12 protein-coding genes are annotated in these 10,689 nt (G+C 39.3%); 4 read left to right on the forward strand and 8 right to left on the reverse strand.

The genetic code is table 11. From position 1 onward, the window contains the following. Window positions 1-764 (forward strand): hypothetical protein (locus tag AB4496_RS05475; RefSeq protein ID WP_372130675.1); only part of this gene is annotated, 764 nt, incomplete at its 5' end. Then, window positions 764-1,978 (forward strand): hypothetical protein, encoded by a 1,215-nt coding sequence (locus AB4496_RS05480; RefSeq protein WP_102257439.1) that lies wholly within the window; start codon window positions 764-766, stop codon window positions 1,976-1,978. The genes AB4496_RS05475 and AB4496_RS05480, both read left to right, overlap by 1 nt. Before the next feature lie 53 nt (window positions 1,979-2,031). Here AB4496_RS05480 and AB4496_RS05485 read toward each other — a convergent pair whose 3' ends face one another. The 8 genes from AB4496_RS05485 to AB4496_RS05520 form a co-directional block, all read right to left on the reverse strand. Beyond that, window positions 2,032-2,430 (reverse strand): hypothetical protein, encoded by a 399-nt coding sequence (locus tag AB4496_RS05485; protein WP_102257438.1) that lies wholly within the window; start codon window positions 2,428-2,430, stop codon window positions 2,032-2,034. Continuing rightward, complete coding sequence (locus AB4496_RS05490; protein ID WP_102257437.1) at window positions 2,427-3,542, reverse strand: hypothetical protein; 1,116 nt, start codon at window positions 3,540-3,542, stop codon at window positions 2,427-2,429. The genes AB4496_RS05485 and AB4496_RS05490 overlap by 4 nt, the downstream gene beginning before the upstream one ends. 14 nt (window positions 3,543-3,556) lie before the next feature. Beyond that, window positions 3,557-4,057, reverse strand: coding sequence for a hypothetical protein (locus AB4496_RS05495; protein WP_102257436.1), 501 nt, complete (start codon window positions 4,055-4,057; stop codon window positions 3,557-3,559). A 15-nt stretch (window positions 4,058-4,072) separates the two neighbouring features. Beyond that, window positions 4,073-5,149: a ParM/StbA family protein gene (gene parM, locus AB4496_RS05500; protein WP_102257435.1), complete on the reverse strand. Its 1,077-nt coding sequence runs from the start codon at window positions 5,147-5,149 to the stop codon at window positions 4,073-4,075. Window positions 5,150-5,333: 184 nt separating this feature from the next. Continuing rightward, entirely contained in the window at window positions 5,334-5,924 is a 591-nt protein-coding gene (locus tag AB4496_RS05505; protein ID WP_102257434.1) for a hypothetical protein, read from the reverse strand. Continuing rightward, the gene (locus AB4496_RS05510) at window positions 5,914-6,585 is read right to left on the reverse strand and encodes a hypothetical protein (RefSeq protein WP_133151956.1); all 672 of its coding nucleotides are present in this window, start codon (window positions 6,583-6,585) and stop codon (window positions 5,914-5,916) included. The genes AB4496_RS05505 and AB4496_RS05510 overlap by 11 nt, the downstream gene beginning before the upstream one ends. A 156-nt stretch (window positions 6,586-6,741) precedes the next feature. Next, window positions 6,742-8,379, reverse strand: coding sequence for a hypothetical protein (locus AB4496_RS05515; RefSeq protein ID WP_102257432.1), 1,638 nt, complete (start codon window positions 8,377-8,379; stop codon window positions 6,742-6,744). Between the two features lie 3 nt (window positions 8,380-8,382). Further along, the gene (locus AB4496_RS05520; protein ID WP_102257431.1) at window positions 8,383-9,072 is read right to left on the reverse strand and encodes a hypothetical protein; all 690 of its coding nucleotides are present in this window, start codon (window positions 9,070-9,072) and stop codon (window positions 8,383-8,385) included. A gap of 82 nt (window positions 9,073-9,154) precedes the next feature. On the opposite strand from AB4496_RS05520, the gene AB4496_RS05525 reads away from it, so the two are divergent. After that, window positions 9,155-10,060 (forward strand): hypothetical protein, encoded by a 906-nt coding sequence (locus AB4496_RS05525; RefSeq protein WP_102257430.1) that lies wholly within the window; start codon window positions 9,155-9,157, stop codon window positions 10,058-10,060. A 14-nt stretch (window positions 10,061-10,074) separates the two neighbouring features. Next, the coding region (locus AB4496_RS05530; protein ID WP_133153730.1) for a hypothetical protein at window positions 10,075-10,689 on the forward strand (615 nt) is incomplete at its 3' end.

A 10,689-nucleotide genomic window follows, 5' to 3' on the forward strand; every position in this document is an offset into this window, starting at 1 on the left:
ATTCCTTTTTGCATTCACACATAGATATACATTTGGGCAACTTCCGTACAACCATAAATGAAGATAACAGTGCCTTAAGAGCAGGAATCTTCAATCCGTTAGACGTGCTAAAGAGTCAATTGGGGGATTCTGAGTTTAAGTATGTTTCTCGATGTTTTTCTCTTATCAAGCATGATTTTTCGGGGACTCTTAATCGAGAGGATAAGTTAGCCCTGCTACAGTTCTCTGAGGTATACCCAATCTTGTATATTGTTGGTTACACTTTGGCTCTATCTCTACGTATGAATCCATCATTAATCAAGGGTGTATCTATCCGACTGACGGATATGCTGACCGCAAAGGAATGTATCGTAAAGCGTGCAACTCGTTCAATTAACAATGTGAACATGCCTGATGTTAAGGCGGTATTGGACCTAAATAAATACTTCCCTGAATTAAATGGCTATGCAAAGAAATTTAACATTTCAGAATCTTATGTCTTAGGGCATGAGTTATATGAAATCCTAGAAATACTTGGGGTCGACCTTGATGACACTTACAAGATTGATGGCAATACCGGTAATAGTCTTCAGATGCGTTCGTATTGCAACATTATTCTTAATGAAGGTCATTTCCCTGCCTTCAATAAGTTAATGATTGACCGACGCGCTCATGTTCCTAAAAACTTACCAATGAATCCGTTAGCTGCAATTTTCAACAAGCGTTTAAATATGAAGCTTTCGGAATCTTTTGAAGTAACACCAGCTAATAAGGAGGATAGATAATGAAAATCAACACTTCTGATATCAACATTGAAATTGATAAGCTTAGTATTAACACCGCTAATGGTTTTGGTGATAGCAAGCGTAAGTTACAGCAGAAATCATTGATTGCCGCTGTAAATATCATAAATCAACACGATACTTGGCTACGCGAGATATCGTGTAAATCTGGATTAGATTTCATTACAAAATCATTGGTTGAATCATTAGCTAAACTACACACTGATGAAGGGTTAGCCTCTTTTGCAAATGCTATGGGTTGGAGTGTAGAAAATAGCTTTAGTGAATTCCCAAACTTCCTTACACGCTATGAATCTTTAACGCGTTGGTTAGGTAAAGGCTTAAACCAAGAGCAAATCAACGCGATGGTTAGTAAAGGTGGGTTTAATGATGAGGCTGAGCTGTTCAGCGACGAGGTTAGCGCTCCTCTCGTTGAGTTAACTGATTCTTTGGGATGTTTTGTTGTTAACTATCCTTACGGATCATATGAACACTTTGCGCAAACAGCTCCGTTGAAAGGGTATAAACTTTTGACCGGGCAAGATTCCATTACAGGGAGGCCCGTGTTAACACCAAAAGGCTTCAGCCCTTTAATTGAGTCACTTCCTCCTGCATTTGATTTAGGCGAAGTACTTTCATTTAACCAAAACCCGTCGGGTTCTTATGAAAAGTTACTCTTGAGCACTTTTATCTCGGCAGTTAAACCTATTGCAGAGTTCTTCAAAGAGAATGAAAGTGAGGGTGCCTACTGTGATGGTGTCATTAAGTCGTCAGTGTACTTTTATATTAAAGCACTTAAGCAGATTGAGGTAATGAGAGCAATTCCCTTTGAGCCGACCATGAAATCTTTTCCTCTCGAAAGTAAATCAAAGGCTGCTAAGAGCAATCAGGTATCGTTGAACTTATTGTGTGAAGTGGTACCCAGTATGGTTACTGAATACCACGCTCAAGGGTTATTTGATTTCGATATTTACATCGAGTATTTCGCCAATCTATTACACCCTGTTACCGGTTCTCACCACTTTTCAAGTGTAAGTGAATTAAGTAGCATTCTGGAGGCGGAGTCTATTCTACCTATGACTGTCGCATTAGAATTTGCTAAGAAATTCATAGATAAGAACTTTGAGTTTACTGATGAGAAAGAGCGTAACGAATGCCTGGTGCTACTAGAATTGCAGTTCACAAGGAATAGTTCTGATAGAGGTTTATACTTTTAAAATACATCCAAATTAGTGAGTTAGTCCATAGCTCACTAATTTTTTTTGTTTCGTTAGCACACTTTGTATAACCGATTGCCTATTATGACGTTACCTGTTGGAAAGGCGACCTCTAACACCCCAGCAGCGTTAGCATTAAAAATTGGCCCAAGATCGTTTAAGCGCACCACACCACTTGAGATATCGATATCCAACTTCCAGTTAGCCTTCAGTTCACTAATGATCTTATACACCTTGTCGGTGCTATTGGCGTTTATGAATCGTTTAACTTGGTTGATCGATTGACCGTTAAAGAGGACGAGTACACCAACTAAACTCTGTGTTCGTTGCGCTCCTGTTCTTGCATTGTTGAAACCATTGATACGACACCTCTCGTCATCTATTCCTGTGGACTTATGATGGTCATCGCCTCCGTTAGCATTAAAAATCGAATCAAATGGCATCAGGCTCATTTTTGACCCTCAGTAATGTTGATATTTACCTTTAAGTCTTTATTCAAAACAATAGATAGTCTAATGGCTGCGGCTTTCATCTGGTTGAGTAATAACGACCTTCCTATTGTTTGAGGCTCTAGTGTTACATCGCTCTTAAATTCCTCTGGGTTATAAAGGTAATTCATTATCGATTGATTATCTTTAAATACCGCGTCCCACGTAGTCGACGACGCGTATCGTTTTAGCTTACCACTCATATCATTAAATAGTGACTCCGAGGCTGCTACCGTCTGACCATCATTCAATGGTTCTGTAACCGCTCCACTCTGAATAAAATGGTACATAGTTAAATTGCAATTAAGGAGTCGATTGCGGGTTAAGCGATCAACTTTCATCGCATTTATATCGTCTTCCATATACCTTCGTACTAAGTTCAGGTGTTGCTTTGAAGGGTTTATACGTTCTACCCATTTATCTGCACATGTCAGTAAGCCATTGATGTCGGATACGCACTTATTATTAACGTAGGTAAATGTCGAATTTGGTACGTGAAGCTTGAGGTAGAAATGTGATTTCAAATACAGTAAAGCTGCTCGCGCAGGCATACCTATCTTTAACGAATCGGCACTATCAAACAAAGCGACAATTGTGTTGTAGATATCTTGGTAGTTTTTCTTATAAGTAGGGTTTATCGAGGTAAGGCACTCCTTTGCTCCACTTTTCGCTTTGTTAAAAGCTAAATTTAATGGACCCGTATATTTTAGTGGAATGGAGTAAGCATCAGAGTCAATACCTGCAGCAATAATCGCATCTTCTGAGATTATTTCACCTCGCTCATATAGTATTTGTTCAATGCTTTGCGATAACCAGTAGTTAACCAAATACATGTAGCTAGAAACCTTTAACTGCTGGTGGCCGATCAATGAGGTCGACTCTTTGGTGTTTAGTGTCTTATAAAGAGATTCTGTATAGCTAATCAAGCGCTCTTGCTGAATGATGTTTAACTCTCTTACCGAACTATTAAACAAAGCAGCTTGAATGGCAGGTGTGAATGCGACGCAATGATTGCTAAAAATTACTGTAATTGTAGCTAGAGAGCAAAGCGCCCATTTAGATACCTTAAGTCTCACGGGCTATTTCCTTACTAATTAAATTTATACATATTTTTCAGACCACCCACTCCAAGTACATCTGCAGCATCTACAAATTCTTCCTCATTGACGGTTTCTTGGAGGTTCATACTTTTGTCGTCCAGACTATTATCATCTACCTTGTTATCCGATTCAGGGGCTTCCAACCGTGTATCTTTACGGTCCGGTTGGCCAATACCTTCTGAATCGCTCCTTGGTTCTAATTGGGGGCCCTCTATGGTTGGTGAAACGTGCGGTTGAGGTATTGAAGCCTGTTCAGCTGGAATTGAGTAGTGAATGGCTTGCTGATGCTTTTTACTTAAGTGCATCAACTTTAAGTGTGTCACGACTTCATCAATCTCTAGAGTAAATCCGAGAGATTGTTCTAGGTCTTCTTGTAAGTCGAAAAGCTTCGCTAAGGTGCTTGTTGTTAAGTCGCAGTTAAGCCTCCCTACTTGCTCCGCGTATTTATTGTCGAAAGATAGACTTAATCTTCGCTGAACTTTCTTGGTCATTGGTGAAACCTTTTATTATGCCGCTGACTTTTTAGACTTAGATTCGACTTCACTATACGCCATAAACAACGAACCTAGTGCATTAGCATAAAGAGGATCGCTAACCATTTCAGCTTCATCAATATACAGTTTGATTTCTTTTTCTATGGTTAAAACTCCTCCACCAGCAATCAGCACTCGATCAAATTCGCGCGTTGGGGTACGGCTGTTGATTTTGTCCATCGCAGTGCTCAGCACATCTTTGATGATTTTCTGTACTTGGTCGCTTACATCAATCTTATTTTTGCGTTTTTTATCAGTGTAGAAAATACCTGTTTCGATGATCTCGGCCATTTCTGTACGAGAGATGTTTTTTCGATAAGTAGAAAGGTAGCTAGTTAGATGCTCGTAAATTTTCAGCATCCCCATCCCTTCTTCAGTGTAGCTGCTGTTCGTTACCAATTGACCGTTACTAATTACAGCAACATCGAGAGTTTGACCGCCGAAGTCCAGAATTAGGATATCAAGCTGAGTAACACTGATGTCTACACCCATTCTCTTCTTGTTCTTATTTGGCTTCAATAGAACAGATAGGTATGTGGCGAAGCCTTCTGGAACTTGAGTTGTGGAGATGACTTCTACTGACTTCCCATCTTTCGACTGAACGGGCTTCATTAAGTTTTCATTGCGTTTATTGATATAACCTTCGTTAAGAGTGCCGCCCAGGTGGAAGTAGCGTTGCATTGGTGAGGTGGCATAAAGGATTACTTTCTTACCTGCCAACCCCATCTTATGAAGCATAGCGTGTACTAACACTCGATTTGCTTCACTTGTTTGGAAATCTTCATTACCTGTATCGACCAAATAGCCATTCATACCAAACGACATTTTTTCTACAACGTTATAGTATACCTCGTTACCGTCCTCATCTAAGGTATTGAAATCTACTGGCGTTGCATGATCAACGCCGAACTGAGCTGTCGAGTGTCCCTTCATTACCATAGTTGGCATTAAGTAGTGGACGGGCTCATACGAATCTGAGAGCAGTATGCCTTTAGCGTTAAAATGCCCATCATCAACCACAACTATTACAGGTGTTTCCTTCTCTGACATAATTCAATTCCTCACAAAAGTTTAAATTAAAATATACAGTATAAATTAACTATCATCAATCTAACAAAGCAATAAGAGAGGGTGCTGATATATTCGAGAGGATTAAAGCGGTAAGCATTTGATGGGGGGTGAGTTTGAGTTAAGCTAAATAACTTACTGGTACCTAGCTTAACTTAATTGGGGGTTACTTATTGTCTTCCGAGTAAACTAAGTTGATTCCTTTAACTACATAGTTAATGGCTTTTAGTGTCTTCGTTAGATCGGTGCTCATTCGCTTTAAACCCGATTGGAAAGTATCAGTGCGGCGTGCCAGTTCTGAAAGAGATACGCCTTTGATAAAGTGCTCTTTCAGGATGAGTCTGTTGATTTCCAATCCACGCTCTTGTGGTTTACGACAAAAAAGAACTATTTCTACCCATAAATCTTCATCTAATTTTGAAGGCTTCGCTTCGACGTCTAAAAACAGACCACCAGTATGGTATAGAAACTCATAAAGGACCTCAAAAGTAGGATTGTTGTGATTAAAGGAACGTTGAGCACTTCCTGGAGCTCGGTCATAGTCGAGCTCGCCGCTGTATATCGCCAATAAGTCTGCAAATATCGCATCATTTCGAGAACTGCTAAGAATGTTATCGATAAGTTTAATTACTTCTGTGTTAATTCCTATTCCTAGCTCCTTCGGTGCATCACTGCTAAAGATTTGGTGGTCTGCAGCGTCATAGAGCGTTCGAATGTTTTCTATCTGTTTTTGGATGTATGGCTTATCAATTTTCATAGTATTCTCGCTTATCGCTATCAGAAGCGATGATAGTGCTTGCACGCTGAATTTTTTCCACGAGTATTTCCATATCTTTTGTATCCAATTTGGAAAGTTGTGCAGCAATTTCTAATTCGGACATTTGATTGTTTATAGAGAAGTTTACCGTAGCTTTTTTTAGATGTCTCTCTGCTAATGGGAGCGTAAGGCTTTCCAGAGCCAATCGCTCTTTGAATAAACGCATTACTTTTTGCTTTGGATCTTCGCTATCTAGGATTTCATTAGCTAATTCAATCGAGCACCCTAAATCCTCTGCCATATGTTCGACATTAGATTTGTAACGATGTTTGAAGATTTGCTGCGTATTAAACCTATGTCGCTCCGAGCGAGTCATCTTTTCGAAATCTAACCATTTTATTTTTTTAAGATCAGATTTTGACAGTGGTTTTGTGCGGATATCTATTTTTTCAAACCTAGCTTGTATCTTCTTGGCAAGGTTTTCGTAATAGCGGCCATCAGCAATTCCAGAAATCGCCTTAATAAGCCCCGGCTTTTGAATTGAGAAAGTAGCTGTGAATGCGTCTATAGCCTCAGATTTGCAAGAGTAGTTTTCAGAATGATTAGGTTTAAGAGTGCATAAAATCGATTTTATATTGTCAGAAAGTATTGATTTATTCATGAAAACCTTTGGACGCTTTAACAAAACTATGTTCATACTAATTCATTAATGATGAATTCTACACTGTTTCCTAGGTATAAATTGAATAAATCGTTAATTTTTTTCTGGCGAGATGTTTCGGTAGGTAAAAGGGACCGTTGACATAGCCCCTTTTTATTACATGGTCATTTCATTGGCTAGCTGATCTTGCATATCTTTGATGTTGTCTAAGTACGTTAGAGGATCGATGATGGCGCTTTCTAGGGCCGTCTTCGTCTTCTTATCATTACCGACATTTAAAAGAGCTTCACCATGTGGGTAATCTTTGCCGTACTTTTCGGCTGATTTAGTCAGCAAGTTGGTTAGTAAGCTGGAGGGGATGTATGTCCCTTTATCATTGGTTCGACCGAACATACCTGAATTATCGTTTTCTTGCTTTGAGTGGTCGACTAGATCAACTAATAAATTGTGGTAAGTGTTTGCGATAATATTCAACTTACCTCCCGAGACAAGTCCCGTTGTAAATGCGGCTTTAGCGATTTTATCTGCACTTTGGAATAGAGCTTTAGACGCTTCCATTTGTTCTTCTTTCGAAACCGGCTGAAAGTTAGTGTATTTCTTCATCTCGTTAAATACACCACGCTGAACCTGCTTTAAGAAACCCCTAGATAGTGATTCTGACTTAGAATCAAAACCTTGAGAAAAGGAATCATGTAGGGACTCCCTCATAGAGTCGCTTAGTTCACCTTTCGAAAGTAATTCCATAGCTGCTGGTCGAGCTAGCGTTAAAGCGTTGGTATAAAATACGATAAGTTGTTGGCCAACTTTATTTCCAACATGACCGGGCAAGAGTGTGGATAGCTTGGGCATAATAGGCTTAGGTGTCATCCCCTCTTTAATTTGTTGGTCATGTTCCTCAAGCACATTCCTCATATCGTTGATTAAGTCATCCCACTTTCTTGATGTTGGACGTTGACCTCGGTATTTTTTCTCTACTGCAGGGTAAAATGACTCGGGGTTATCCATTAGAAACTCATCAATAAAACCCATGCCTATTTCATCCTGAAAACGAGCATCACCTCGCTCTAGAAAGTCCCCCAAGGTATCACAAGCCAATCTAACTTTTGCTCTATTCAAAAGAGCGGCGGAATCTCTACCTGTATTGGTACCGTCGATTTCTCCGAGGTTTCCGGTTACGCATACATAGCAACTATCACCGAGCTTAATGTCATTCAGTTGCTTATCTTGAACCACAGGCATTGCTACTGATTTGACGCCATCGTTAGCATTATCTAAGTCATCAAGTAGTAGAAATCGAAATTTTTTATCCACCATCTTTGCGATGCGACTCGGTGGACAATACATGGTTTGTCCGTTCTCCGTTGTTGGAACACCTTGAATGGTCGAGGGGGAAATCGCGCCACCCAGTTGCGAGACAACGGCAACTATATCATTCTTTTCTGGTTTAGCATGTAAGTCTGGATCAATATAGAGTTTGACCCCTAATGCATTAGAGATATCTTTAAGAGCAGCTTTAAAGACTGTTGTTTTACCCTGACCAGGTGGCCCCTTTAAATAAGAACCCTTGATTAAGTCACTTTTATTTACATATGAAAAGCCAAATAGTTTCTTCCAAGCCACCTCTACCATTTCATCTTGAGATTTGTCACTACCTCTTGTATGCCATGTTCGTAGTATCTCTTTAGTAACGTCTTCCTTGATCTCGGAAACCCTAGAAATAGGCATACCGATTTTTTCGGCCATGTCCATAATCGCTACGGGAATAACTTTATATCTTTCGTATTTACCGGTCATAAATTACACCTCACTCCCTGAGTGTTCGCTTATAACTCTTTTAATGCTCTCTTTAGAGGGTTCCAAGATAGATGTTCGCGCACTTTGAAGTAGTTGACTGTCATTCGAGATGAATTGTGAAATCTGATCGTCCTCACCTAGAGACAGTTTTGTATCTGTTGTAAGGAAAACGCCAATATTGGTATTTCCAAATAGAGTTACGGCAAAGCTTCTAATGATGGATGGTGCAGTAAGGAAGTCATTGAAAACGACGATGGATACGGGAGCTACCGCTAGTTTTTGCTCCATTTCTTCTAGCATGCTTTGAGCTACGCTGTTTGGGATGTTGTTCCAATCCGTCGAATTAACTTTAAGAACTGCTATTTCTTGGCCTTTACAATCTTTAGGTCGATAGGCAACCGGTAATTTTAATTTGGAAGCGAACAGAGAAACAGATTCATTGATAATTTCAAATACATTGTAATATCCATCAGGGTTAAAAATGTAATGAGCTCCACCGCAACCAGCCACATTGACTTGATGTCCTTTAACCTCCATCTGCTTCGCTCGAAATTGCAGTCTTTTCTCTTGTGTAGACAGCAGAGAATTCCAGCAAAGACTATCTGCCGTTTCCCTCAATGTGATTGTGGAATGTACAGGTATTCCTAGTTTATTTTCGATAAACACAAGTTCATCAATTGGCACATTTTTCATTTACATCATCCCTTTGAAGGTTCCAATTTTTAGAAAAAACTATACACTATAAACAGACAATGGGACAAGGAAGATATACGTAATGAAAGTCATAGATCACCCAAAACAATTGCTATTAGACTTCAAGCTGAAAGGTATGAATAACCCTGAACTATTAACTAAATTTGCCAATGCTAGATTAAAGAAAATTAATACTGCATTTTTTAGTAACTTCAATGCTCCGGCATTTGCAGGGAACATACTCGATAAGACCAAATCTTTGCGAAGTGGTGATTCTGACGAATTACCTCTTATCGCAGGTATACCTATTACCGACTTCATTAATTACGCCACTAGGCGCATAGAGGAGGCCAAAGATCCTAAAAATAATGAATGTTTATCTAAGCTTGTAGAGGTCAGCTTTGATTTACTTCAAATCGGTGATATCCCCGTTATGCCAAGTTCTATAGCTCTTGCATCCAATTCCAATGACTGCGGAGAGGTGTATGTACCGACGTTCGGTGAGATCTTATTGTCTGAGTTTGCCGAGCGCACCTATAGTTCCCTTAAAGATTCCTCCTCTATGATTTTACCTTTAGTTAATAGGCTTAATGAGATTGACCCTCGATATGGGAAAGACTCCCCTCACTTAGCCGCTCTTGGTTTAAAGCTTAGCGGAGGCCGTTCAGCTCCTATCAATGATATTTTTAGTGAGGCATCTCTAAATTCAGGAGTTGCCTATCTTCTGGAAAACAGTATTACGACAATTAATGACTTCCGACTTAAAAATTTAATCAACTCAGCGAAAGAGACGAACCTCCCTCTCGGCAATTTGTGTGTCAAAGACTCAGATTTAAAGATATCTACTTATCTAAAAAATGTAGGGAGTTCTGATATGTATGATTTGTTTGATGTTGTTACGCAAAGGCAAGGCGCTTTGAGCTCTATAGAATCTCAGTCACATCGAATATCAAATGATTATGATCCATTAGCTTACTTCGACATGTAAAATAGGATTTATTTATGAGTACAAGTTATAAGGTTTCAAACAAACTTTGCAGTGAACCTAAATACAACATCATATTGCAGAAGTTCGTAAATCACATCCGTGACGAGCACTACGCAAGTAATACTAACTTTCCTCGTTTTGAGATGTATTCACTCCTATCAAGGCGACTACCATTTTGCGTTTATGATAATGAAGTTTTTACAAGAATGACTACTGACACGGCCTTTACTACAGGTGATGCAATATTCATTAACAAAGGCTTATTTCAAAAGTTGATTGAACTTGATAATGATCTCATCTCCCAGGGTCGTTCTAAATATGCTAACAATGTTCTTTTCGTTTTATTACACGAAGTAGCTCACTGTTTAAATGATGATTTTACGAGGCTAATCGGTATAAAAGAACCAGTACCTAACATAGCTGCTGATATAGCGAATAACCAAATTCTCTTTTATCAATTAGGGTTACTAATAGACGTCGATGCTTTCAAAGAAAAAGTTGGTTTTGATCTGCTTGGTTTGTCAAATGATGATATGCAATACATGGGAATGTCGACTGAATCGATTGCTATTGATTTGATAAAAGATGCTCTAGCTGAGATTAAAAACCAACAACAAGGGCAGCAGCAA

The organism is Vibrio sp. 10N.222.46.A1 (assembly GCF_041473595.1).
Classification (GTDB): domain Bacteria; phylum Pseudomonadota; class Gammaproteobacteria; order Enterobacterales; family Vibrionaceae; genus Vibrio; species Vibrio tasmaniensis_A.

Excerpts from the sequence above, each read along its gene's own strand:
- AB4496_RS05495 (WP_102257436.1), bottom strand. The coding sequence starts at position 4,057 with ATGACCAAGAAAGTTCAGCGAAGATTAAGTCTATCTTTCGACAATAAA.
- AB4496_RS05510 (WP_133151956.1), bottom strand. The coding sequence starts at position 6,585 with ATGAATAAATCAATACTTTCTGACAATATAAAATCGATTTTATGCACT.
- AB4496_RS05525 (WP_102257430.1), top strand. The coding sequence starts at position 9,155 with ATGAAAGTCATAGATCACCCAAAACAATTGCTATTAGACTTCAAGCTG.
- parM (WP_102257435.1), bottom strand. The coding sequence starts at position 5,149 with ATGTCAGAGAAGGAAACACCTGTAATAGTTGTGGTTGATGATGGGCAT.
- AB4496_RS05515 (WP_102257432.1), bottom strand. The coding sequence starts at position 8,379 with ATGACCGGTAAATACGAAAGATATAAAGTTATTCCCGTAGCGATTATG.
- AB4496_RS05485 (WP_102257438.1), bottom strand. The coding sequence starts at position 2,430 with ATGAGCCTGATGCCATTTGATTCGATTTTTAATGCTAACGGAGGCGAT.
- AB4496_RS05505 (WP_102257434.1), bottom strand. The coding sequence starts at position 5,924 with ATGAAAATTGATAAGCCATACATCCAAAAACAGATAGAAAACATTCGA.
- AB4496_RS05520 (WP_102257431.1), bottom strand. The coding sequence starts at position 9,072 with ATGAAAAATGTGCCAATTGATGAACTTGTGTTTATCGAAAATAAACTA.
- AB4496_RS05480 (WP_102257439.1), top strand. The coding sequence starts at position 764 with ATGAAAATCAACACTTCTGATATCAACATTGAAATTGATAAGCTTAGT.